This is a genomic window from bacterium (assembly GCA_016716565.1).
Lineage (GTDB): Bacteria > Bacteroidota > Ignavibacteria > Ignavibacteriales > Ignavibacteriaceae > IGN2.
On the sequence record JADJWC010000004.1, the window covers coordinates 458925 to 483185 of the forward strand.

Consider the following 24261-nt stretch of genomic DNA (forward strand, 5'->3'; position numbering starts at 1 on the left):
AAAATTCATTCAGGATATTTTTTCGATTTCGACCCGCTTGATTCTTTTTTTTAGAACTTCCTTAACAGTAAGCTTGTACTCTTTTAATTGAAACGCATAACCTTCTTTAGGAATGTTCCCTGCCCTGCTGATAACCAGTCCAGCAATTGTATCATAATCTTCATTTTCAGGAATAGTTTCAGTTCCAACGATTTCATTGAAATCGGAGATAGGTACTTTACCTAAAACACTGAATTTATTTGCTGTTAATATTTTCACGGGATTTTCTTCAGGATCATGTTCATCCCATATTTCACCGATGATTTCTTCGATAATGTCTTCAAGCGTGACTAATCCCGCAGTTCCGCCGAATTCGTCCACGACTATGGCTAAATGCATTTTTCTGTGTTGGAATTCTCTAAGCATATCGCTGATTTTTTTGCTCTCTGGAACAAACATAACTTCTCGTGTAATTTTATTTATCGTATCTGCTTCTACAAACGACCGGGTCTCCAGATATTTTAATAAATCTTTGGCATGAACAATTCCAAGAATTTTATCAAGATTACCATCAAAAATTGGGAAACGACTAAAGCCGCTGTTATTAATTATTTCAATAATTTTGTCGTAACTAACATCAATAGGAACTGCCACTATATCAACCCGTGGTATCATAACTTCAGCAACAAGAACAGATTTGAAGTCGACAAAGCTGGAAATAATTTCCTGTTCATCTTCTTCCAGTGTTCCTCTTTCATGTCCCAATTGAGCAAGATCTGAAATTTCTCTCTCAGTAATTGCAGTCTTTACTTTATCGAATTTAACTTTTGAGAATGTGAGTCTTATCAGTTCTGTTATCGACTCAGCCACAGGATACAGGATAGTGCTAATAAAATACAAAGGTACAGCAGTAAGTCTAATTGTAAGTCTTGGATGCTTTGAGGCAAATATTTTTGGCAGTAATTCGCCGAGGAGGAGTACAATTATAGTAATCAGAATTATCTGAATTGTTAAAACAACATTTACTTTTAACCCGTATATTTGAGCTAACTCAAGAGCAATCGAAACAGAAACAATAGAAGCCGCAACATTTACAACAGTATTACCAACAAGGATTGTAATTAATAATCTTCTTGGAAAAGAAATCAGATTTTTTACATACCTGTATATCAGATTTGAAGATTTAAAAGCTTCATCTAAATCTTTTTGTCTGACAGAGAAAAAAGCAACCTCAGATCCGGAAAAAAATGCTGAAGCTAATAGAAGAACAAATAGCAGCAGTATTTGAAATAGCCAGTCAATCTCCAAGAATATTCAAAGCCTTCACTATTAAAAAACTAAAATGGCAGATCGTCGTTTTCATTGCTTTGTGGTGCAACTGATGAAGTTTCCTCGTCTTCGGAAGATGCTGCTTCAGATGATGGTTCTAATGGAATTATTTTTTCTGTGATAACTTCTGTATTATATCTTTTAATACCATCTTTATCAGTATAGTCCCGTTTACTTAACCTTCCTTCGACATAGAACTTTTTCCCCTTCTTTAAATTTTCTTTATAATAATCTGATAAATTGAAAGAGACGATATTATGCCAGGTGGTCTCACTTACCCAATCTCCGTTTTTTCCTTTATATCGGTAATCTGTAGCAAGTGTAAAATTAGTCACTGAAACATTGTTTGTTGTAAATCTTGTTTCAGCATCTTTGCCTAATCGACCAATAAGCATAATTCTGTTTAAGGAAAAAGCCATCTTAACCCTCCATCGTTAATTTTGTGTTTGAAATTTGTCAAAAAATAACCAAATAAAACTAAAGAAAAAACTGTTTGATTAAATACCCAGTCAGATTTTCTTACCATTTACCAATAAATTCAATGTAGAACAATTCAAGAGTACGCATCCAAGTAATAGATTCATTACTAATAAAAAAAATAAGGTGTAACGAAAACGAAACTATTTTGCGTCAGTATTGTCATAAAACCAAAAAATCATTGTTACAATAGAAAACTGTTCTCTCATTTTTTTACAGCAATTTTTGCATTTCTTTTTTACTTCATTATTGTGGATTCGATTTTCAAATGATTCAGTGGAAAATTTTACCGAGCTCTTCTTGGTATAGAAATTCATCTAAAATTAGCAATTATTATAAACTCAATTAGAAATCTAAAATGAATACAGGGCAAATGATAATGGTAATCGGTGCCATGATGTTACTCTCAGCGGTTGTGCTGCGAGTGAATACCGGTAACCTAAATAACGAGTCTATCCGTGATCAGGCTCAATATGCAGTTTTAGCAACTTCAATAGCTACCTCAATAATTGAGGAAGCGCAAAGTAAAGCGTTCGACCAGTTTACCGATACAAACTCCGTATCTGTATTAACTCAATTAAGTTCAGTACTAGGTCCTGAAACCGGAGAATCAGAAGATACTTTCAATGACTTTGATGATTATAATGGATTTACTAAAAGAGACAGCACAATGCCGTCAGCAATTTTTGATATCAAGTGTCAGGTGGTTTACGTGGACCCGAGCAACATATTGGGATCTACAGCTAGCAGAACCTGGCATAAAAAAATTAACGTTACGATTACTAGTCCTTTCACACCAGATACATTTAAAACTTCCTCTCTTTTTAGTTATTGGTATTTCAGATAGGAGCATAGAAATGGGAACAAATGTAATTTTAGATATAATAGGGTCAATGGTCATTGCAGGAATCCTTATGGTTTCAATTTTCAGGTTACAAAACTCCTCAACTGAAGATCTTTACCGCGGGACTGGAAACCTAACAGCTCAAACAAATTTAGCAACCATTGTACAAATTTTGGAAAATGATTTTAGACGAATCGGTTATTGTGCTGACTGGCAGCAAATCCCAGTCCCCACAGAAGCTATCCTTTATGCTGATTCAACAAGTATCAAGTATCTAACTGATATGGATCAAAATGGTTTTATTGATACTATGCATTATTACTTTGATGCTGCTACGGATATTCCAGGCACTCCTAATCCAAGAGATAGATATTTGTACAGGGTTGTTGATAATGAAACTCCCACTGGGGTTAACTTGGGCGTGACTCAATTTAAAATGGAATTTTATAATGCACTCGGTACAAAACTTAATTTTCCAATTGCAAATCCACAAGAGATATACTCAATGCAGATAGATATTATTGTTGAAGATGTAGCAGCTTATGATGAAAAATATCAAACCATATTCTGGAGACAAATCAGAATGGCTGCAAGAAATCTTTTTAATCGTTAAGGAGGAAAAAACGAATGGGTAAATTATCACTTATATTGGTTCTGGGTTTCAGCATTCTTTATATGATACTGGGAAGTAATTCTAATAAATTATCTACACAGACAGTTGAAAATATGGCTGACTATCATGCTAGAACAGTTGCACATAACATAGCTGTCAGTGGAACGAATCTTTCTTGTAATCAATTATTCCTGAATGGTGCCTGGGATGATGGTTATACCAACATTAATTTCGAAAATGGATCTTTTAGCTCCTCCATTCAGGTTTTAGATCCCTGGAGGAATATTCGAAAATTAATTACTTCAGCTGATTATGGTGGTGTTAACAAAACCATCGAAGTGATATTTCAACCTAGCAGTTTTGCTAAATTTGCTTACTTGTCAATCAATGACCCAACTAATCTTTACTGGTCAGGTAAAGATACAATTTGGGGTCCATTCCATTCCGAAGGTAATATCAATGCTTATCAGCACCCGGTATTTGTAGGTAAAGCAACTACTAAAGGTACAGTTAAGTATCTCACAAGTGAAGCTGCGGATGCACCGCGATTCCTAGGCGGATTTGAATCAGGTGTAAGCATTACTTTTCCTCCAAGCGGGATAGATAATTTAAAATCTATGGCAAATGATGATGGACATGTTTTTTCAGGTAAAGACACTGTTTACGTTACGTTCGTAGGTGATAGCATTAAGTATAGATTTAATTACAATGAAATTCCGACAACAGTTTTAGCTTCATCTTTAGCTCCTAATGGAGTTATATTCGCTGACAATGCCATTCTCCGTCTTCAGGGGACCGTGAAAGGCAGATATACTGTCGCTTGTGATGGAACTGCACCAAAGGGTAATGTCTATTTAGACGATAACATCAGATATAATTCAGATCCAAGAATTAATCCAGATTCTAAAGATATGTTAGGCATAGTATCGAGGAACAATGTAAAGATTACAGAAAACGCAGCAAATAAATCCAGCATAGATGTTCATGCATCAATCTACTGTGAAAAAGGCGGTTTTGGTGCGGGATGGCCAAAATTTACTGAGCCGAACGGTAATATTAATTTACTTGGGGGTATTCAAAACTATAGTCGTGTCCAGATCGGTATCATCCAAGGAAGTGAAATCTGGGGATTTAATAGACGATACAAATATGATCAACGCTTGATGATTGCATCACCACCGGGATATCCGGGTACAGGTGGATTGGAAATTGTTTCCTGGTTTGAATAACTGATTCTCTATACTCAAGACTAAATAAAGAATTAATCTTTTAATACGCTCTATATGCTGTGAGGGAATAAGAGACAAGGGCTAAGCTGATTGCTTAGCCTTTTTTATTTTTTAGATTCAAGAGTGACAATCCATGCATCTTTAAATTCTTCCTTTAGCCTAATTTCATTCCGGAAAGCTTCTGCTTCAATTTTGTTTTCAAACGGGGGATGGATCCAAACAACATAAAGATTTTTTTGCTGAACATATTCAACTTTAATATCTCTTGATAATGTCATCCGACTTTCCTCCGCAAATTCCTTTGCATGCTCAAGACTCGAGAAAGCACCAATCTGAACAACGAAAACATCAAAAGTTTGCTGTTCCGGTGATTCGAATTTGAAAATGTCTTCAGGTGGGACCTCATCAAAAATGTACAAGCTGTCTGTTTCAATTTTCTGTACTTTGGTCTCTTGGGATGATGAACATCCGAAAATGACTATGAATAGAAGCCCGAGCGTTATCGATATTTTTAGTTGACTTGTCATATAAGAAAATAAGGGATGGTTTCCCATCCCTTAATTTTAAAATAAAACATTATCTAATGATCCGTATGGAATTACTGGAATACCATATTTACCCATACTTACCTGCCCTTCAAATACAAGGCTTCCTGGAATTGTAGAAACATCAATCAAAGGTATTTGTGCATTGCATTCTTCATTAATGGCTTTAATGAATTCGTTTGCAATGATTCCGTATCCCTGACTTGTGGGGTGAACTCCATCTAAACTGAAGAAGTTTCCTTGAATATAAGTCGAAGAGAAATTCACACCATTTATTACCAAGCCATTTGTACTAGCCAGCTGAGTAAATAGATCATCCCAATTAATCACATGATAACCAAAGTTCAATGCCAGTCCCGAAATAATCTGATTAAAACCATCTCTCAATGCATGATATGCCGCTATTTCTGTTGGGTCTAAAACAAGCCCATTTGGAAATGGATTTTCAGGAGTCAACCCAAATGGTTTAGTAATATCAACACCGGCAGGAACAGGTATTCCATTGTCAGTATAATATTTACCCGTTGTATTTCCCAACAATCCTGCTGCGGATGAGCCACTTAAGGTAACCAATGTACTTAGATTTATAAGATCACTTGAAGTTGCAACAGCAATTCCAGGTGCACCGGTTGTCTGATAAACTAATCCCGCAGCTCCGGGTATGCCTTGTAACGCTAAACCAATTCCAGGACCGACGGTCGTGAAAAATGGAGTAAGCAATCCATTTGGCAAACTTCCAATTATTACAGGAGCTCCTGTTGAACTTAATGAAGTCAGGATCTGTGTATACTGATTTTGGAATAGTGTAGCATTAGTAGGTGGAAATAATCCTCCGCGTGTTGCAAACGCCAGAATATCATTATTGCCAATCCACAAGGTAATTAGTGTTGGATCCTGAGAAAGCGCAAGTTCCATTTGAGTTCCTAAACCTCTTAGCACTAGATCAAAAAAGGGATTAGGCGTATTAAAAGGAGGCTGTGCAGTATAACAAGTTGTCGAACTTCTGGCATTCATAACATCATATATAAATGCACTTTTAATTCCAAGATTATTATATGACGCCGGATAATTAAGGTTTGTGGGAGAACCTTGTCCTGGATTTGTGTACAATGTAAACGGATTCAGCGAAGCTACTTCTAATCTGCCAACGGAACCTGGTTCACTAATTGTTGCCTGAGCATATGTCGTTCCAACATGTTTTGCAATTATATTTCCAAAGGAATACATTTGCGCTGATGCAAATATCGAATTTGATTGCTCTCCCATCGTCAGACTATTTCCAATACATACAAAACGATTGAAATCAGCTGATCCGAAATTTATTTCAGGGGCTGTGAGATCATTGTAATCTTCGCAGCCAATTATTGCCAATACAATAAATGAAAGAAGACTTATTGATATATATAATTTTTTCATTTCAACTTCCTCCTTCTATTGCAAATGATAATATAAACTTAATGACAGCAAATTGGCTGATGAATTATATGTGCCATTAAATTGTGAATCGCCGGTTGTATAAATTTCCTTCGAGTTGGTTACAGTCAATTCTTTTGCACGGATGAACAGATAAGAACCGGAGATTCCAAAGCTGTCAAATATTTTTGCGTTTGCGCCAATACTTAATCCCAACCTGTCAGAATCCGGAAGACTTGGACTTACATATTCGGGATCAACCGGCATCTTATCAAAATAGACTCCGCCAAGCAGTGAGAATTGATCGGTCAAATCATACTGAGCTCCGAACCTGATTATATAAGTATCTTTATATAATCTTGCACTTTTTGAATCTTCCATATCAGGATCAACAAAATTTACATTTAATGAATCGTAACTGGACCACCCAATCCACTGAAAATCTGCACTCAATCTCAGTTGTGGTATAACCTGATAAGCCAATCCACCAACTATATTCATTGGGGTTGTAAGTTTTGCAGTTACATCGCCACCGGGAAATGCACCAATTTCCTGAAGCTGTTCAGCACCGGTAACTACAGCTGTTCCTTCAAATTCATATTCGACTTCACTTCTGAATGAGGCACCAATTGTAAATTCTTTCACGGGTTTGTACATCAAACTGAATGTATAGCCATAAGCAAATTGGTCATTACCTTCCAATTCAACGTATGCATCACCTGCAAAAGGTGCTTGTGGATTATTCCTGGTTATCAAAACATCAGCAAAGCTGTAAATAAATCCAGCACCAATCGAAAAGTTTTCGATTGGACTGTATGCGAATGTTATTGGCACCCAAAATGTTTTGAGTTCAGTTTCGAGTGCAAGATATCTTCCTACCCATCCATCCTTCCAATGTGTTCCTAATCCGAAAGGTGTGGTCAAACCTAACCCTGCTGAAAATGATTCAGTGAATGAATGAGTAATAAATAGATGACTCGGAAAAAATGCCTGACTCTTCATTCGAGTTATATCTACTGATGGTGATACCCCACGAAAAGAAGAGCTTGGAGCTATTAATGCCGAACCCAACAGAAAATTTGTTCCTCTCAACTGAGTCATTCCGGCTGAATTCCAGTAAATAGCTGAAGCATCATTTGCGACTGCAGTGAATGCGCCACCGAGTCCCATTGCTTTTGCTCCATGTTCGTTTATCTGAAATCCACCCGCCAGAATGATACCGGGAAACAAGCCAAGTATCATTAGGATGATGTAAAGATAGTTTTTCAAATGGATCCCTCCTATATGAATTGATGAATTATGTTATTTAAGAAAACTAAGTAATTGAAAAAAGCAAATTGCCTTTTTCAACCGCTGAACCCTCAGTTATATAAATCTTTTCAATGATGCCGGATGCATGTGCCTTTAAATCATTTTCCATTTTCATTGCTTCTAAAATAATAATGGAATCACCTATTTCAACTTTATCGCCTTCTTTTTTCTTTACTTTAAGAATCAGACCCGGCATTGGCGCTTTTACATCTGTATGTCGCTTCTGAAATTCACCTGAATTTTCGAGCAGCTTAAAAGCTTTTTCCTGCAATGCAGTCCTGACAGCTGTTTCAATCAGTTGTCCATCTAAGAATATTTTAAAATTGCCGTTATCGATTTGCACTGAAGTTAAATCAATTACTCTTTCATTTAATTTTAAAATGTATGAATGATCTGAAAGAGTCAACAATTCAAACTTGTATTCGACATTATTTGCAATCAGATTATTTTCATCAATAATCTTTACATCTATTTTGGAATTGTTCACGCTAACTACAAATTCATTCATACATCTGTTCCTGCCAGGAATTTATGCTGGATGAATCAGATTGCTTGTAGCTTCTTCCTGTTGATTTGGATTTAATTATTGATGAGATTATTGCTGCTGTTATTTCTTTTTCTGCCGACTCCTGTTTTTCATTTACCTTTTTCAATTCATTCATAAATTCTTCATTAAGAAAATTTATGCTGAAATCCCCTTTTCTGAAGGAAGGATTGTCAACAATTATCTTTAAAAATGGAATATTTGTGACAAGTCCAGTGACAACAAATTCGGAGAGTGCACGAAGCATTCTGTTAATTGAAGAATCTCTGCTATCAGACCAACTAACTAGTTTAGAAATAAGCGGGTCATAATGAACAGTGATTTGTGAACCGCTATCGAACCCTGAATCTACACGTATTCCCGGACCTGCCGGTTGTAAGTAACGAATTATCTGACCTGTCGATGGAAGAAAGTCATTCATCGGGTCTTCAGCGTAAATTCTGCATTCAAGTGCGTGACCATTTATCTTCAAATCACTTTGTTTGAAAGATAAGCTGTTACCCATAGCAACATAAATTTGTTCTTTTACAAGATCTTTTCCTGTAATCAATTCTGTAACTGGATGTTCAACCTGGAGACGTGTGTTCATTTCAAGGAAATAAAAATTCTTATCAGAATCCATCAGAAACTCGACTGTTCCTGCGTTGTAGTAACCACAAGCTTTAGCAGCATCAACAGCTGCTGAAGTGATTTTCTGTCTGGTTGTTTCATCAACAAAAGATGAAGGAGCTTCCTCAATTATTTTTTGATGTCTGCGTTGAATTGAACATTCCCGTTCAAACAAATGGACATAATTTCCCTGCTTGTCTCCTAAAATCTGAACTTCAATATGTCTTGGATTTTCAATGAACTTTTCTATATAGATATCATCATTAGCAAAAGCTTTTAAAGCTTCTCTTTTAGTTGCTTCAAACGCAGATTGAAATTCGTCAGCTGAAGATATTTTGCGCATACCTTTACCGCCGCCACCTGCTGCTGCTTTCAGCAATACAGGATAGCCAATCTCTTTGGCTGCACTCAATCCTTCCTCCAGAGATTTTATTGGCGATGTTGTTCCCGGAACAATAGGAACGCCATGTTTTGCCATAAGTTTCCTTGCTTCGGTTTTACTTCCCATTAAAGAAACAGATTTCGAAGAAGGACCTATAAAAGTAATTTTATTTTTTTCAAGTGCTCTTATGAATTCTGCATTCTCTGAAAAGAAACCATAGCCAGGATGAATTGCATCCGCGCCAATTTCTTTCGCCAGTTTAATTATTTTTTCTTTATTCAGGTATGAATCGGATGCAGCCGAACTGCCAATATGATAGCTTTCATCAGCTAAACGTGTATGAAGAGAAGCAATGTCTGCATCCGAGAATATGGATGCGGACTTTATTCCAAAATCACGGCAAGTTCGAATAACCCGGACCGCAATTTCTCCTCTGTTTGCTATTAATATTTTTTTGAACAAACGTGCTCTACTTTAATTCAACGATTGTTATTCCCTCTCCTCCAAATTCGATGGGTGCAAAATAATAATTCTTTACCTTTTCATGCTTGTCAAGTATATCCTTAACTGTCTTCTTTAATACTCCTGTTCCCTTTCCATGCAATATTTCCACTCTATTCTGATTGTTCATATAAGAGTCATCAAGAAATTTCAGTATTTCAAAATCAGCTTCCTCCGGTTTTTTTCCTCTGATATCAAGCCGATACTGAGTAACTGAGTGCTGTAAATTATGATGATGACTTAAATCCCTTTGCTCCTTTGATTCATCTCCAATCAACAAGTCGGATAAATCGACCTGCATTTTAATCGAACCTGATTCGATTAGAGCTTTGTTTCTTGTCTTGTCAATTTGGACAATTCTCCCGGAAGTTGAAGTATTCTTGATGATCACAAAGCTGCCAATACTAAAATCGGATATTTTTGTCTCTGTAACAACTTCAGCAGAATAAAGATTTTCTGATTCTTTTTTCAGTTCTTCGATAATTCTCTTGGTTTCTTTTATTATATTTTTTTGAGCGCCTGATTCTCTGATTTCTTTTATTGCAGTTTCAACTTTTTTATTCACGGTTCTGAGAAATTCTTCAGCATCTGCTTTTGCGTTCTTAAGTATTTCCTTCTTTTCTTTCTCTAGCTTTTCGATATTCGATTTATACAAAGCTGAAAGCCCTGCTAATCTCGTATTTTCTATTTCTATCTGCTTCATTTTTTCTTCAAGCCTGTTGGATTTTTCTTCCAATTCAGCAAGAAAAGATTCAAGCTGGTATTTGTCGCTGTCCATTAAATCTGAAGCAGTTGTAATTATTTTCTCATCAACACCAATTCTTTTTGCGATTTCAAATGCATAACTGGAACCAGGAACACCAAGCTTAAATTTATATGTGGGTTGCAATTCCTGATGATCAAATTCCATCCCTGCATTAACAAAAGCAATTTCCGAATTTGCAATGATCTTTAAACTGCCATGATGTGTCGATGCAAAAACCAATGCTTTCTTTTCTCTTAGATTTAATAAAACTGCCGCAGCAAGAGCTGAGCCTTCAGTCGGATCAGTGCCAGTTCCGATTTCATCAAGAAGAACAAGTGAGTTTTGATTACCGACAAATAAAATGTTTTTCAGATTTGTCAGGTGAGAACTGAAAGTCGATAAATCATCTTCGAGTGATTGTTCATCTCCGATATCTACAAGCACGTTTTCAAAAAAATGAAAATTAGAATAGGGATCAACAGGAATGTGAATACCTGATTGAAGCAGCAGAGTTAGTAATCCTATCGTTTTTAACACAACCGTTTTGCCACCAGCATTTGGACCTGTGATAACAATAATTCTTTTATCATCAAGTTTGAAACTAAGAGGTATGGTTTTCTCTCTACCAAGTTTCTTCAATAGAACGGGATGTCTTGCATCATTTATGTAAAAACTAATTTTATTATTTATGGAAGGAAAAGATCCGATAGTTTCAATTGAATATTTAGCACGAGCAAATACAGTATCAATATATGAAATAGCCGATAATGCTACTTTAAGTTTTTCACTTTCTTTACCTATTAAGGAAGTAAGATCTTTAAGCAGTTTTTCAATTTCTCTTTTTTCTGCAAAACCGAGAGTAATGATTTCGTTGTTCAACTCGAGTGTTTGTTCGGGTTCGATGTAAACAGTTTGCCCTGTTGCTGATTCAGAATGAATAAACCCTCTGATTTGTCTCTTATGTTCAACCTTGACAGGAATTACCATTCGTCCATCACGCAGTGTCAGGTAATCCTCCCTGACAATTCCTTCAGAGTCCAGAGATTTCATTATGCTGTTAATTGATTTAACCAGTGTACTTTGCTTTTCTATTATCTGTTTTCTGATATCGTAAAGTTTCTGGCTTGCCTTTTCTTTTATTTCACCGTTTTCATCTATTACTTTTTCAATGTGATGTTCAAATAGTTTATCACTAAATAAAAAATTATTTTGCTCAGATAATAATGGAGCTATGGATGAATTGTTCTTCAGGAATTGAGTCAGATTCCTTGAAACTTTTACAAGCTTAAGAATTTCCAGAATTTTTCGCGAGGTTAGTACGACTCCATCAATTTTACTTTGTGTGATTGCGTCGAAGAGATCAGGTATGAAATCAATCTGTGGTGGAATATTTCTGATTAATATTTCTTTGGCTTCAGATACTGTTTGACCTTCCCGAATAATTTTATTTAAGTCAGTGAGCGGCACTAAATCAAGAATCTGCTTTTTGCCATTTTCAGTGGAAGTATAATTTGCGATGTGGGAAAGAACTTTATTGAATTCAAGTTTTTCCAGAACAATCTTATCGATCATTTTTCAGCGTCTTTTTCATTGATGTAATCCTCAATTAATTTTCGAGGCTCGGGAGTATAATAGCTCAAATATTGTATCGTCAATGGAATTACATTTAAAGTTGAATTGTAGAAAAGCGATTGCTTCCTTGTTTGATTATCAGGAAGATCAAATATATTCAAAATGATGAAAATCGCACTTAAAAAAAATAATATTTGAATCGAGCCAACAACACCACCGACAATCTGGTTTATCAGATTATTTACTTTATCAAATGGATGAACGACCCTCTTCAGAAAAACAAAAATCGTAACTATGGTGATGAATATTAATAGTCCACCGATAATTTCTGCGAGGTAATACTCAATCCGGAAAAAACTTTCGATTACCCGACCAAGTTTACCAGCAAAAAATACTGCGGCGATAACTGCCAGAATGAATCCTATAAGTCCAACAAGTTTCCTTACGAAACCATCTTTAAAACCAAGGATAAAACCAATGATCAATCCGGCGATTATCAGAGCATCAATAAGAATCAATTTACACCAAGAAATTTCTCGATAGTTTCCTTGATTATTTTTCCATCTGCCTGCCCTTTTAACTCTTTTATTGCAAGCGGCATAAGCTTTGGAAAATCTGCTTTTGATTTGGCACCGATTTGCTCAGCAAGCTGCTTGATTCTCTGAAGTATTTCTTCAGACGAAAGCTGTTTCGGAAGATATGTCTTTATAATATTCAGTTCAGCTTCTTCTATTGAAGCAAGATCATTTCTGCCAGCTTTAATATATTCTTCCATTGCTTCTTTACGTTTTTTTGCGGCAGAGCTGAGTAATATAATTTCTTCTTCCTCATTAAGCTTTTTTCCGGATCCGCTTTTTTCAAATTCCAGAATTAGTGCTCTTATTGACCTGATAGTTTGAAGCTTAACTGAGTCGTTAGACTTCATTGCTTCTTTAAGATCATGGTTTATTCTTTCTGTAAGACTCATAATACCCTCTATAATAAAAAAGCAGGCGAAGTATCAGAACGCCTGCTTAAATCTTAAAAATTGAATGTAATTTATATTTTTATGTTTGCCGAATAATTTATTCTAAGGCAGTATGCTTTCCTCAATTCCTGTTGGATATCAGTGACATACCCCATATCAGTATTTTTATCAATCCTTAATGATACAATTACATTTGGCAGTGCTTGTCTTTTAGTATACATTATTGATTGGATTTCTTCGAGCTTCACAAGGCTATCGTTAATCTGGATTCTCTGATCCTGCCCAACCCAGATATATGAAATCAATCTTTTATTTTCTATTTTCTCGATAGCTTTTGCTTCAGGAAGAGTATAGTTAACAAGCACTTCAACTTCCCGCAAAGTTGTTGTTACCATAAAGAACAGCAACAGCATAAATATAATGTCAGGCATTGAAGCTGTGGGGATTTCCTGCTTGGTTGACGCTCTTTTCTTTTCAAATTTCATTTTCCAGTTCCTCTACTTTACTTTTTCAGGTTCTGCTATTGAAATAATAATAGGTACTGCTTCCTTCACTTCATTCTGTCCAGCTTCATCAAGATCATTAAATTTTTTTCCATATTTTGAATTGGAATACTCATCACGTACTTCAAAAAATGCTTCTTTTACCTGGTCGAGAGCTGATATATAAGCATTATAAACAGTTTTCCTGTCAGTTTTTATTGAAACTATTAATTTTTTGTTCTTAGGCAGATCAATCTTTGATTGAATCCTCGGTTTAAGTGTATTGGTAATCTGAAAAAGTGAGATTGACTGACCATCAAGTAAAACATCACCGGTTTCGTTAATCAATATAGCAGCCATTCTATCTTTTGGTACTTCAACTGTTTCTACATCTTCCACAAATTCAGGAAGAGTCATACCTATTCCCGAGTCTACATCAATAACAGTTGCAACAAGAAAGAATATCAGAAGCAGGAATGCAATATCCGCCATTGAAGAGGTTGGGATTGTAGCTTCAGGTGTTTTTTTCTTTTTAATCATATTAATAATTTAGATTTATTATTTATTACTTTCAGAATTACTTTCTGGTTTGTAATTCATATAATGCATCTATTAATTCGATGGAAGCTTCCTCCATGTCACCAACTAATCTGTCAATTCTTGATACCAGGTAGTTGTAAAATACTTGAAGAATCATAGCTACAACCAAACCAAAAAGTGTAGTTAACAATGCAACTGCGATACCATCCGCAACGATTGCAGGCGAAATCTGAGCTGCTTCTTTGATAGCATCGAAAGCTGCGATCATACCTTGAACCGTACCGGTAAATCCAAGCATCGGGGCAAGCGAAATGAAAAGTGAAATCCAGATTAAACCTCTTTCGAGGAAACCCATTTCGATTCCACCATAAGCAATTATAGCTTTTTCAGCAGCGTCAAGTCCTTCATCAGCTCTAAGTAATCCTGCGTGAAAAACTGAAGCAACTGGACCTCTGGTGTTTGCACAGACTTGTTTTGCTTGTTCAATTCCTCCATCTTCAAGAGCTCTTTTAACCTGAAGTATGAATTTTTTTGTATTTGTTTTGGAACGGGTTAAAGTCCATAATCTCTCAATACAAAAAGCTAAGCCAACAATTAAACATCCCAGAATCGGATGCATAAAAAATCCACCAGCTTCATATTTTGAACTTAACCAGTTTAAAACACCACTATCGTTCGTAGCCTGGGCTATGGTGTTAAATGATATTGCTATTACACCTGAGAAATCCATATAGAGTTTCCTCCTGAAATATGATTGATTGTTATCAAGGAAAGAGTTTTTTCCAAATAATTTTTAATTATGAGTATGACTACAATAAACATTTCAGCATCGAAAGTCAACAAATTACTTAATCTAAAAAGGTATTTTTTTAGTCTTTCTTGAATCGGTATTTAAGTTGATAAATGTTTCCGGATGTGATATTATAATTTTGAAATAAAGAATCCACGAACTCTCCGATTTCATCCGGTTTGATCCAGTTATCATAATCTCCATCTTTCATCCATTCTCTGTTTGCTGGAGTATCAATAATAAACGGAGCTATTGCATTAGCAGATAAATTAATCTTCTTCCCTTCCTCTGCAAGAGTTTTAATCAGATGGATTACGCCTGCTTTTGAGATTCCGTATACAGCTTTTCCGGGTTCAGCTTCCAATCCTGTATAAGCTGCGGTAAGACAAATTGAACCGGAATGTGATTCTTTCACTAATAATGAAAAATATTTAGCAATTAAAAAACTGGTCTTGAGATTCATGTTAATCATTCTGTCAAAATATCCGATCTCTGTTTCCCAGATATTCTTTCCACCCGTGAATCCTCCAACGGTGCTGAATAAATAATAGACTGTATTTTTTGAAGGAATGATTTCTGCAAATGCATCTTTGACATTTTCTTCTGTCGATAGATCTTTTATTGTAATCAATTTTACGTTCCTGCCTGATCTCTCGCGATGTTTAAAATCAAACAGGTAAATTTTATCATATTTCTTTTTGAGAAAAACTTCGGTGACTCCGTTACCCAAAGCCCCGCTTGCCCCAAATATTAATAATTCTTTTTTCAATCTTCACTCCTGTTTATTAAAAATTTTGCCGATACAGGAAAATGATCGCTGTAACCACCAAGATATCTTCTTCCTCCGTAGGTTGGAAAAGGAGTGCCTGCATACTGACCGGTTTTCGTAACGATGAAATCTGGTTTAAAGATATCGAATGTACCGCAGATATAGTTTAGATCACTTCCTGTAATTAAATTGCCTGATACGATTATCTGATCGAGCATATTCCAATCATCCTTGTACTTAAATGTTCCTTCTTCATTCTCAAATGCTATATAGGATAGATTGAATAATTCATTATCTGATTCAAATTCAATTATTGCATTCAGAGAATCACACTTCAGCGGATGAGCAGAAAGCGCTTCTAAAACGGATTTATTTAATGGCTCGTCATTGAAGTCACCGATAATGATGATGTTAGCTTGAGCATCTGATTGAAATATTCTATCAACAGCCTTACGAAGTGTTTGAGCCGCTGAAACTCTTTTAGGTTCCGATTCAAGTTGACCACCGCTTCTTGATGGCCAGTGATTTACAAAAACTGTAAGTGCTGTTTTATCATTGGTGAGTAAGTTGACACCAAAAATTAATCGTGTCGGCCATCCATCCGAAAGATGAACAGTGTCTGCTTGCGTACTTAGTAACTTGAATTTATCTTTTTTAAAGATTAATCCGTTGTCAATTCCCCTGTTGTCAGGTGATTCAATGTATGCAACCTGGTACGATAAATCTGATAAATATCGGTTCACCATTTCAGAAAGTACGGTTTCATTTTCAACTTCACAGACGCCAAGAATATCCGGACCTTGGCCGTTGTTCATCATTCTTATAGTTCGTGCAAGGTTGTACATTTTTTTATCAAGTCGATCTTCAGTCCATTCTAATTCAGAACCGGGAAGAAATTCTTCGTCATCTATTGCCGGATCATCGTTTGTATCAAACAGATTTTGCAAATTCCAGAATGCAACAAATATTGTATCATTCTGTGTTTCGCAGGAAACTATGCCAGGAATGATAACCAGTAGAAATGCTAAATAAATTTTTTTCATAATTCTTTCTTAGTCTGAAATTAACATACTTCGGTTTTTAATATACATATCTCTGCTGTCATTAATTATCTTATAAGCTTCTTTCTTGCCTAAAAAATCTTTTACAATTACATGCTTGTTCTCCAGTTTTTTATAGTCTTCAAAAAATCTTTGAAGTTCAACCATTGTGTGCGGAGGTAATTCAGAAAGCTCATTAATATAATTTAATGCTATGTCATTCTTTGCTACACCGATAATCTTATCATCTTTCATTTCATCATCAACCATATGCATAACCCCAAGGACTTTTGTTTCGATAATGCATAATGGATCAACATCTATCGAACAGATAACAAGTATATCGAGCGGATCATTATCCTCACAATATGTTTGAGGTATGAAGCCATAATTTGCAGGATAATGAACTGCAGAAAAAAGAACACGATCGAGTTTAATCAAGCCGCTCTTTTTATCAAGTTCATACTTTGCTTTTGAGCCTTTCGGAATTTCAATAATACTATTGACAAACTGAGGTGCTTCATTGCCGGGTGTTACCGTGTGCCAGGGATTCATAACGTTTTTAGTAATATTAAATATTTTGTCTTATAAAATAATAATTTGTGTGATGATGAAGACAGGCAAAAGAATTATCAGAGAAAATTTCACCATATAACTGAAAAAATCCGGCATTTTAATATTGTTTTCTTCCGCTACTGTTTTAACCATGAAATTTGGTCCGTTGCCTATATAAGTCATGCTTCCAAAATAAACGGCACCTACGCAAATTGCTTTTAAAATTTCTTCCGGAATCCCAGCAACGATGTTTGAAGATGTCACTCCAAGCCCTGAAGCTAATGAATGAAAGGTTACTGCTGTAGGAGTGTTATCCAAAAAACTACTTAGCAATCCTGTGTAATAATAAAAATGAGTAGGTGAAGTAATACCAAGTGATTTAGCATTAAATTCCAGATAAAGCAGACAAGGTACCATTGTAATGAAAATTCCTAAAAACAGATAAGCTACTTCCTGAATTGGCATCCAGGTAAAATTATTTGAAACACGTAATAGTCTGGGTGTGAATAATAAAGAAAGATATGCGGCAAGAAGTATTACAGCTTCGCGAATGAATTTAAAGTAGTGATTTGAATGAATTATCGAAAGATATTGTTCATTTAAGAAAGCCACAGAAAAGATGACTATCAGAAGAAAAATAAAATTTCTTTTTCCTTCTATTTTTATGGGACGAATATTTAATTTATCATATTTGATTGCTGCAGGATCTTCTTTCTTGTAATAAAAAAAATCAACAATGTAGTAAATAATTAATAAAAACAGATTTACAAATAACCATTCAGGGAAAAGCTGGAAGAACCACTCAAAAGGTGCTCCTCGCAAATACATCATAAACAAAGGTGGATCGCCGAGCGGAGTTAATAGACCACCACAGTTTGCAACGATTCCGATAAAGAATAAAATTGTATGGACTTTAAATTTCCGTTGTCTGTTTGTTTGAATAATCGGTCGGATTAACAGCATAGCAGCACCTGTTGTTCCTACAAAAGAAGCTAATACCGCGCCGATTGCCAGGAACGTCGTGTTGATAATTGGTTTGGCTTCGATATCCCCTGACAGAAAAATTCCACCTGTAATAGTAAATAGAGACCCGAGAAGAATTATAAACGGGATATAATCAAAAACAATGGTTTCAAATAGTTTTTCTGTCAGTCCTGCTGACAATAAATAGATAATAACGGGTATACTTAAAGCAATTGCGATGTATAACTTGTTCTTATTCTTTTCCCAGAAATGGTTCCAGAATAATGGAAATAACGCAATAGATAATAGCATAAGAATAAATGGTAGTAATGTTACTACCGGAATATTTACTAATGAGTTTTCCATAAAGAGAATTTATAGTCAATAATTTGTTAAGAATGAAATAGCTATCCGATATTTTACTTCTGATAGCTGTTCCTACTTTTAATAGAATGTTTTATTCATTATAACATTATGAACGAATAAATTATATAACCCAAAATCGCAAGCATTCCAATCACGACTTGAGCTATGAAAAAATGAAATAAAAAAGAAGTAGTTTTATCTGTTTTTTCCGGGGTATCCATATGAAAATTCCTTTCAAAATTATTGTTAATAGTGATTTAGAACCGTTAGAGGATTTGAAAGGAACTTACGTGCTGGTTGTGTATTGACTTATAAGAAATGTTGAATTTCGAATATTGATTTCTGATAATGTTTCAGAAATGATAGTAAAAACTTTGGGATGTTTGCCTAATCTATCTTTATAATATTCAGCTGCAAAAAATTTATCAGCAAACGATACATCAATAAGTTTTAGCTGAACTTTTATTCCAGTTGTTTCTGTTAAAATATTTCCAGTCTGATCATTAAACCAAGCAGTTCCATAATCATCAATATCTTGATATGAGTTATAAAAATCAGATAGGCCAATATTCGTTATCAGTAAAGTGATTATAATATTGAGATTTATAACTGCTGGTATTTTTACCAATAAAATTCTTTTCACAGGTGTATAATTATCTTAATTTCCGATTAAAAACAATTGCTCGATTTTACCAAAGCTTTGACATTTAATTAATCAAAATGCACCTGCTAGAAAGAATAGTATCGCTGAAATAAGTGCAATCAGCAAAGCATAAGGCATTTGAGTTCTTACATGATCTATGTGATCGCAAGCAGAAGCCATGGAGGAAACAATAGTAGTATCTGATATAGGTGAACAATGATCTCCAAACACACTTCCACTTAAAACTGCAGCCAAAGAAAGTGGAAGCGAAGCCTCAGCAAAAAGAGCAGTCGGAACAGCAATCGGAATCATTATCGCAAATGTTCCCCAGCTTGTTCCTGTTGAGAAAGAAATAAATGCTGATGTAATAAAAAGTATCGGAGCTATTACAGAAGGATTCAGGAAATCTTTTGATAACGAGGCAACATAAATACCGGTGCCAAGTGTTCTGCAAGTATCACCAATTGAAAAAGCAAATACCATTAAGATTGCAAGTGGAACTAATCCGGAAATTCCTTTAAGAGTGTAATCCATCACTTCTTTTAAAGTTAAAATATTTTGAATTAAAGAAATTATTCCGGCAACTAGAATAGCCGCTAATACTGACCAAAGGACAGAAGTCGTTCCTGAACCGGAAGTTAGATTTCCATCTCCTGTAATTAGTAAACTAACAGGCATCATTATTATCATCACTAAAATTGGAATTATCATATTAAAAGATTTATGCTGAATTCCCTTTTTTGGTTTTAGTGAAGATACCTCCTCAGAGATCATCGGAACGGCACCATCAGCAATAGTCTTTCCTAATTTTTCAGATCTGTTTTCTGCTTTTTTCATTGCTCCAAAATCTTTGTAACTGAAAGCAATGAATCCGGCAAACAGAACAGAGATTATCGAGTAAAAATTTAAGGGAATCGTACTTAGAAAAAGTGAAACGGGATCACCAAACCCTCCATACGCAGATTCTTTCTCTAATAATGAAACTACATAAGCTCCCCAGGCATTAAGTGGAATCAAAATACAGACAGGCGAAGAAGTTGTATCACAAATATACGCAAGCTTCTCTCGCGAAATCTTGAATCGTTCAAATATAGGATGAAAGATCGTTCCTGTAACTAAACAGGAAATTGTAGACTCAATGAAAACTATACACCCTACAAAAAAAGAAAAGACACTCGCACGCCTCCTGCTGTTTACGATATTTTTCTTCTGAATAAAATCAACGAAGCCCTGCACTCCACCATTCGCTTGTGTTAAAGAAATTAATGCGCCCACTAATGCACAAAAAATTACAACACGAGTATTTCCTGCATCCTTGAAGACATCCACAATTGATTGAAGTGATAGTTCAAATCCCTTTAATATATTTCCGCCCGAAATGATTATCCAGCCTACCACAATTCCAAGAAACAACGACAGAAAAACCTGCCGGGTTTTAATCGCAAGTGCTATGGCGAACAAAGGTGGAATAACTGAGAGCCATCCATATTCCATGTCAGCTCCACTCAACTAAAGCTTGAAAAACTATCTTATTGCTGGTCAAATTTTTTGCCTCTACATAATAGATGATGTTTTCACTTTTAATCAAACTTTTACTCAATTCGATTTGGTCACCAAATTTGGATTCAGCATTAAATGAAACGGTTAAAGATTTTATTTGATGGGTATGATGAAATTCCTGGTCAAAACAATCAAGCATCATCTCAATATACTTTGCATTGTTTGTGTGCTGGTTTAAATCAATATCAGTGTATCTAATTTCAGTAGAATAGGTGACCTTATTTTCGGTTGCAGGATTTATTTTTTCAGGAAGATCTATTAGTGCATCTTTCGTATCAAACATTTTCAAGTTAGGAAAAAGCTGAGGTAAGATTTTCGGACGAAGACTTTTAGAATCCAGCAGAAGCCACGCTGATGTACCTTTGAGAATAATTTCTTCTTTTGAATTAAACATCAGATAATCCCTGAGCGAATATAGTTTGTACTGTTTCTTTCCCCAGGTTTGAATTTTTATCTCGTCAGAAAATTTTGGAGAGTGAATGAACTCAAACTTTGCCCACGATAAAACCCAAAATAATCTCATCGAATTGAAATCTGAGTAACCAAATCCCAATCGTTCTGCATCATTTGAGGCAGCATCCTGGCAGTAGTCAAGAATGCTGTTGACTTTGAATCTACCGTTTGCATCAACGTCGAATGCACGAACCTTAAATGTGTTTTCCCATATTGGGTTCATAGTGGAAACAACTAGAAATAATTTATATAGGAATTACAGTAAAATTAAAGCTTCAAATCATTTTAACGTAACAACAACTTAAATATTTATTTATCAGAAAAATTGGTTTGCAGCTCAGGTAAAACTCTTTTTAAGTAACGAAAGCTTATGAGTTTTTTTTCTTTCTCATACCATAATCTTAAAAACATACTTCGGAAACTTGAGCTAAGTGTTAATATGGGTGCTTTCTGAAAATCCGGATTTTCCTTATAACATTTTTCAAGTAAGTAGTTAGGAATTTTTGGACTGAGGTGATGTATGTGATGAAAACCGATATTTCCGGTAAACCATTGCAGCACTTTAGGAAGTTTGTAGTATGAACTTCCCTGTAAAGCTGCTAACTCGTAATCCCATGAATTATCTTGTGTCCAGTATGTATCTTCAAATTGATGCTGAACATAAAATAGCCATGTTCCCGTCGACGATGCTATGAATGTTATTGGAAGTTGAACAAGTAAAAATGCTTGCCATCCAAAAACCCAAATCATTCCTGTAGCCAAAAGTAAAAGAAACAAACTTGTAAGATAAACACTCGGATGAAGTTTCCTTAAACTCTTTACAAGCGGAAGTGGAAGGCGGTAAATAATCACAAAAAGAATGAACGGAATTACAATAAATAAAAATATCGGATTGCGATATAAACGATATTTAAATCTTCCCCATTTTGATTGTTGAAGAAATTCGTCAACTGTCATTGTGTATATGTCGCCAATCCCTCGTTTATCCAGTTTACCGGCACTGGCGTGATGAATAGAATGTTTTTTCCGCCAGTAGTAATAAGGTGTTAAAGTGAATATGCTGCATATAACACCCCAAACATCATTTGCTTTTCTTGATTCGAAAAAGGATCCATGTCCGCAATCATGCTGAATAATAAAAATTCTTACAACAAATCCTGCTGCAGGTAAAGAAAGTAAAAGTGTCAGCCAATAGCTTATATCTAAACTCAGATACATCAGGATCCAGATTATAAAATACGGTATGAATGAATTAGTTCATTGCCAGATGCTTTTCCATCTGTGGGATGTCTGATATTTTGCAACAAGACTATCCCAGAAAAGTTGTTTTACTGAAGAATCATTTGAAGACATGTAATAGGTGTTATTATTTTATTTTTGAAAAAATTAAAATAGTTATAATTACTTACCGATGAAATGTAAAATGCTTTTCACGACGGCAACTTGTTCAGTTTGTAAAACTCAAATCTTCGTTTAATAAATTTTAATAAGTCATTCTGTTAATATTATTCATTGCTATTAGCTTGCACGTGAAGATTTCCTTCATACTATATAAGAATAGATTTTATCTCAGGAAAATGAAACGGAAATTCCCGGAATTAGTCCAAGTTTTATATTTATGGATTTCAATTTGTAATTACCCATCTTCATTGACTCGGCAAAATCGCTTGCCTTGAATAAACTCTTCAAGATTAATAGTGCGAGTTTATTTTCACTTGTTTTCTCAAGCAAAGCATTTCTTTCATCTTGCAGAATAGTATCAAGGCATTTAAAACTTATACTTATATCAGGCGGAACTGAAACGCTCGCATTGAGAGAACTCAGTTCATACCCACCTTGCTTGAATAACAGTGCATAATCATTAAATGTTTTTAAAGATTCTCTGATTTTCTCCTGCCCGCTTCCTTTAAACTGCTCGATAATTTCTTTCTTTTCATCATCGAAATAAGTTTCATGCAATTCTTTTATTTTCTCTTTTGTTGATTCTAAAGAAGCTTTCGCCATATCTAAAATACTTTCACCCATTTTTATCTTTCCATACTTAATAAATTGATGATTAATTTACATAGAAAAACCTGCATTGGTTACACAGGTTTTTCTAATTCAAAATTATGTTTGTTTCTAATCAGCTTTTTGATTTGCCGTTGAAAAAGCTATAAACAAAGCCAGCTAATGCTGCACCAATTATTGGTGCTACCCAGAACATCCATAATTGTGATAATGCCCAACCTCCTACAAAAATTGCAGGCCCCGTGCTTCTTGCAGGATTGACGGATGTGTTTGTTACCGGAATGCTTATCAGGTGAATGAGTGTTAAAGCTAATCCAATTGCAATTCCGGCATAACCTTTCGGTGCTCTTTCATCTGTTGCACCGAGAATTATAAATAGGAAAAAGAAAGTCATCACAATTTCAGTAACAAATCCAGCTGCAAGTGAGTATCCACCTGGCGAATGTTCTGCATAACCGTTGGAAGCGAGCCCTCCGCTTATATCGAATCCTGATTGACCACTTGCAATAAAATATAATACACCCGCACCAGCAATAGCACCCAGACTTGCGAAATTATATAAGGAAGAAGGTCGCCGGCTTTAATTCTTCCGCCTGCCCACAAACCAATTGTTACCGCAGGATTAAGATGACAGCCAGAAATATGTCCGATTGCATAAGCCATTGTCAGCACGGTAAGTCCAAATGCTAATGCAACACCAAGTAAACCGATACCAACTTCGGGAAAAGCTGCCGCTAATACAGCACTTCCGCACCCTCCAAGAACCAGCCAGAATGTTCCGAAGAATTCAGCCAGCATTTTTTTTGAGTCCATTTTACTCTCCTGGAAATAGATTAAGTAATCTGTTATTTAAGTACTCTTCATTTTGAAGTTTTCTGTAATATGCCACACAAGAGTATAGTGCGAAATTAGGAAAAATAATTTTAAGATTATCCTTGCAAGCAAAAATTCGGAACAAATATTTCCATATGTAAAATAACATTTAGCAATTTAAAGTTAAGCCCTTAATCCTTATTTTCAATCCGGCAAT

The 24261-nt window shown here is 35.3% G+C and carries 25 protein-coding genes and 1 pseudogene; 3 read left to right on the forward strand and 23 right to left on the reverse strand.

Translation table 11 applies throughout. From position 1 onward, the window contains the following. Positions 1-9: 9 nt before the first annotated feature. Complete coding sequence (locus tag IPM14_17525) at positions 10-1287, reverse strand: HlyC/CorC family transporter (GenBank protein ID MBK9099864.1); 1278 nt, start codon at positions 1285-1287, stop codon at positions 10-12. Between the two features lie 29 nt (positions 1288-1316). Beyond that, positions 1317-1727, reverse strand: coding sequence for a single-stranded DNA-binding protein (ssb, locus tag IPM14_17530; protein ID MBK9099865.1), 411 nt, complete (start codon positions 1725-1727; stop codon positions 1317-1319). Between the two features lie 416 nt (positions 1728-2143). Between ssb and IPM14_17535 the strand changes: the two genes are divergently transcribed. From IPM14_17535 to IPM14_17545, 3 genes are read left to right on the forward strand one after another with little or no spacing between them, the layout of a single operon-like run. Then, the gene (locus IPM14_17535; GenBank protein MBK9099866.1) at positions 2144-2632 is read left to right on the forward strand and encodes a hypothetical protein; all 489 of its coding nucleotides are present in this window, start codon (positions 2144-2146) and stop codon (positions 2630-2632) included. 10 nt (positions 2633-2642) lie between these two features. Then, positions 2643-3242, forward strand: coding sequence for a hypothetical protein (locus tag IPM14_17540; GenBank protein ID MBK9099867.1), 600 nt, complete (start codon positions 2643-2645; stop codon positions 3240-3242). Positions 3243-3256: 14 nt separating this feature from the next. Next, the gene (locus IPM14_17545) at positions 3257-4471 is read left to right on the forward strand and encodes a hypothetical protein (protein MBK9099868.1); all 1215 of its coding nucleotides are present in this window, start codon (positions 3257-3259) and stop codon (positions 4469-4471) included. Between the two features lie 104 nt (positions 4472-4575). On the opposite strand, the gene IPM14_17550 is transcribed toward IPM14_17545, so the two are convergent. The 21 genes and pseudogenes from IPM14_17550 to aqpZ form a co-directional block, all read right to left on the reverse strand. Beyond that, entirely contained in the window at positions 4576-5025 is a 450-nt protein-coding gene (locus IPM14_17550; GenBank protein MBK9099869.1) for an SPOR domain-containing protein, read from the reverse strand. A gap of 9 nt (positions 5026-5034) precedes the next feature. Beyond that, positions 5035-6432, reverse strand: coding sequence for a hypothetical protein (locus tag IPM14_17555; protein ID MBK9099870.1), 1398 nt, complete (start codon positions 6430-6432; stop codon positions 5035-5037). 15 nt (positions 6433-6447) lie between these two features. Continuing rightward, a complete protein-coding gene (locus tag IPM14_17560; GenBank protein ID MBK9099871.1) occupies positions 6448-7698 on the reverse strand; it encodes an outer membrane protein transport protein in 1251 nt (416 codons plus the stop codon). 46 nt (positions 7699-7744) lie between these two features. After that, positions 7745-8248, reverse strand: coding sequence for a hypothetical protein (locus IPM14_17565; GenBank protein ID MBK9099872.1), 504 nt, complete (start codon positions 8246-8248; stop codon positions 7745-7747). Next, the gene (locus IPM14_17570) at positions 8241-9737 is read right to left on the reverse strand and encodes an acetyl-CoA carboxylase biotin carboxylase subunit (protein MBK9099873.1); all 1497 of its coding nucleotides are present in this window, start codon (positions 9735-9737) and stop codon (positions 8241-8243) included. Before IPM14_17570 ends, IPM14_17565 begins: the two co-directional genes overlap by 8 nt. A gap of 7 nt (positions 9738-9744) precedes the next feature. Continuing rightward, positions 9745-12093, reverse strand: a complete 2349-nt coding sequence (locus tag IPM14_17575; protein MBK9099874.1) for an endonuclease MutS2 — start codon at positions 12091-12093, stop codon at positions 9745-9747. Beyond that, on the reverse strand, positions 12090-12611 hold the full coding sequence (locus IPM14_17580) for a CvpA family protein (GenBank protein MBK9099875.1): 522 nt from the start codon (positions 12609-12611) through the stop codon (positions 12090-12092). The genes IPM14_17575 and IPM14_17580 overlap by 4 nt, the downstream gene beginning before the upstream one ends. Then, on the reverse strand, positions 12608-13060 hold the full coding sequence (locus IPM14_17585; GenBank protein ID MBK9099876.1) for a GatB/YqeY domain-containing protein: 453 nt from the start codon (positions 13058-13060) through the stop codon (positions 12608-12610). The genes IPM14_17580 and IPM14_17585 overlap by 4 nt, the downstream gene beginning before the upstream one ends. A gap of 71 nt (positions 13061-13131) precedes the next feature. Then, the gene (locus tag IPM14_17590) at positions 13132-13545 is read right to left on the reverse strand and encodes a biopolymer transporter ExbD (GenBank protein ID MBK9099877.1); all 414 of its coding nucleotides are present in this window, start codon (positions 13543-13545) and stop codon (positions 13132-13134) included. 12 nt (positions 13546-13557) lie between these two features. After that, positions 13558-14082: a biopolymer transporter ExbD gene (locus IPM14_17595; GenBank protein ID MBK9099878.1), complete on the reverse strand. Its 525-nt coding sequence runs from the start codon at positions 14080-14082 to the stop codon at positions 13558-13560. 37 nt (positions 14083-14119) lie between these two features. After that, a complete protein-coding gene (locus tag IPM14_17600) occupies positions 14120-14812 on the reverse strand; it encodes a MotA/TolQ/ExbB proton channel family protein (protein ID MBK9099879.1) in 693 nt (230 codons plus the stop codon). A gap of 139 nt (positions 14813-14951) precedes the next feature. Continuing rightward, positions 14952-15641, reverse strand: coding sequence for an SDR family oxidoreductase (locus IPM14_17605; GenBank protein MBK9099880.1), 690 nt, complete (start codon positions 15639-15641; stop codon positions 14952-14954). Then, positions 15638-16684, reverse strand: coding sequence for a hypothetical protein (locus tag IPM14_17610; GenBank protein MBK9099881.1), 1047 nt, complete (start codon positions 16682-16684; stop codon positions 15638-15640). Before IPM14_17610 ends, IPM14_17605 begins: the two co-directional genes overlap by 4 nt. A gap of 9 nt (positions 16685-16693) precedes the next feature. After that, entirely contained in the window at positions 16694-17236 is a 543-nt protein-coding gene (locus IPM14_17615; GenBank protein MBK9099882.1) for an inorganic diphosphatase, read from the reverse strand. 30 nt (positions 17237-17266) lie between these two features. Then, positions 17267-18565: a sodium:proton antiporter gene (locus IPM14_17620; protein ID MBK9099883.1), complete on the reverse strand. Its 1299-nt coding sequence runs from the start codon at positions 18563-18565 to the stop codon at positions 17267-17269. Positions 18566-18851: 286 nt separating this feature from the next. After that, positions 18852-19193: a hypothetical protein gene (locus IPM14_17625; protein MBK9099884.1), complete on the reverse strand. Its 342-nt coding sequence runs from the start codon at positions 19191-19193 to the stop codon at positions 18852-18854. A gap of 87 nt (positions 19194-19280) precedes the next feature. Next, positions 19281-20702, reverse strand: coding sequence for a sodium:solute symporter (locus tag IPM14_17630; protein ID MBK9099885.1), 1422 nt, complete (start codon positions 20700-20702; stop codon positions 19281-19283). 1 nt (position 20703) lies between these two features. Further along, positions 20704-21444 carry a hypothetical protein gene (locus IPM14_17635; protein MBK9099886.1) on the reverse strand — a complete coding sequence of 247 codons (741 nt, stop codon included), beginning with the start codon at positions 21442-21444 and terminating at the stop codon, positions 20704-20706. Positions 21445-21530: 86 nt separating this feature from the next. Beyond that, positions 21531-22439 (reverse strand): fatty acid desaturase, encoded by a 909-nt coding sequence (locus IPM14_17640; protein MBK9099887.1) that lies wholly within the window; start codon positions 22437-22439, stop codon positions 21531-21533. 351 nt (positions 22440-22790) lie between these two features. Continuing rightward, on the reverse strand, positions 22791-23246 hold the full coding sequence (locus tag IPM14_17645) for a hypothetical protein (protein ID MBK9099888.1): 456 nt from the start codon (positions 23244-23246) through the stop codon (positions 22791-22793). A 100-nt stretch (positions 23247-23346) separates the two neighbouring features. Next, positions 23347-24044: pseudogene (aqpZ, locus tag IPM14_17650) on the reverse strand (aquaporin Z). Positions 24045-24261 lie beyond the last annotated feature (217 nt).

Bases quoted from the DNA above. Each gene is read 5' to 3' on its own strand.
- IPM14_17610 (MBK9099881.1), bottom strand. From the start codon at position 16,684: ATGAAAAAAATTTATTTAGCATTTCTACTGGTTATCATTCCTGGCATA.
- IPM14_17555 (MBK9099870.1), bottom strand. From the start codon at position 6,432: ATGAAAAAATTATATATATCAATAAGTCTTCTTTCATTTATTGTATTG.
- ssb (MBK9099865.1), bottom strand. From the start codon at position 1,727: ATGGCTTTTTCCTTAAACAGAATTATGCTTATTGGTCGATTAGGCAAA.
- IPM14_17600 (MBK9099879.1), bottom strand. From the start codon at position 14,812: ATGGATTTCTCAGGTGTAATAGCAATATCATTTAACACCATAGCCCAG.
- IPM14_17590 (MBK9099877.1), bottom strand. From the start codon at position 13,545: ATGAAATTTGAAAAGAAAAGAGCGTCAACCAAGCAGGAAATCCCCACA.
- IPM14_17630 (MBK9099885.1), bottom strand. From the start codon at position 20,702: ATGGAATATGGATGGCTCTCAGTTATTCCACCTTTGTTCGCCATAGCA.
- IPM14_17535 (MBK9099866.1), top strand. From the start codon at position 2,144: ATGAATACAGGGCAAATGATAATGGTAATCGGTGCCATGATGTTACTC.
- IPM14_17595 (MBK9099878.1), bottom strand. From the start codon at position 14,082: ATGATTAAAAAGAAAAAAACACCTGAAGCTACAATCCCAACCTCTTCA.
- IPM14_17550 (MBK9099869.1), bottom strand. From the start codon at position 5,025: ATGGGAAACCATCCCTTATTTTCTTATATGACAAGTCAACTAAAAATA.
- IPM14_17640 (MBK9099887.1), bottom strand. From the start codon at position 22,439: ATGTATCTGAGTTTAGATATAAGCTATTGGCTGACACTTTTACTTTCT.
- IPM14_17615 (MBK9099882.1), bottom strand. From the start codon at position 17,236: ATGAATCCCTGGCACACGGTAACACCCGGCAATGAAGCACCTCAGTTT.
- IPM14_17585 (MBK9099876.1), bottom strand. From the start codon at position 13,060: ATGAGTCTTACAGAAAGAATAAACCATGATCTTAAAGAAGCAATGAAG.
- IPM14_17620 (MBK9099883.1), bottom strand. From the start codon at position 18,565: ATGGAAAACTCATTAGTAAATATTCCGGTAGTAACATTACTACCATTT.
- IPM14_17635 (MBK9099886.1), bottom strand. From the start codon at position 21,444: ATGAACCCAATATGGGAAAACACATTTAAGGTTCGTGCATTCGACGTT.
- IPM14_17545 (MBK9099868.1), top strand. From the start codon at position 3,257: ATGGGTAAATTATCACTTATATTGGTTCTGGGTTTCAGCATTCTTTAT.
- IPM14_17575 (MBK9099874.1), bottom strand. From the start codon at position 12,093: ATGATCGATAAGATTGTTCTGGAAAAACTTGAATTCAATAAAGTTCTT.
- IPM14_17645 (MBK9099888.1), bottom strand. From the start codon at position 23,246: ATGGGTGAAAGTATTTTAGATATGGCGAAAGCTTCTTTAGAATCAACA.
- IPM14_17540 (MBK9099867.1), top strand. From the start codon at position 2,643: ATGGGAACAAATGTAATTTTAGATATAATAGGGTCAATGGTCATTGCA.
- IPM14_17565 (MBK9099872.1), bottom strand. From the start codon at position 8,248: ATGAATGAATTTGTAGTTAGCGTGAACAATTCCAAAATAGATGTAAAG.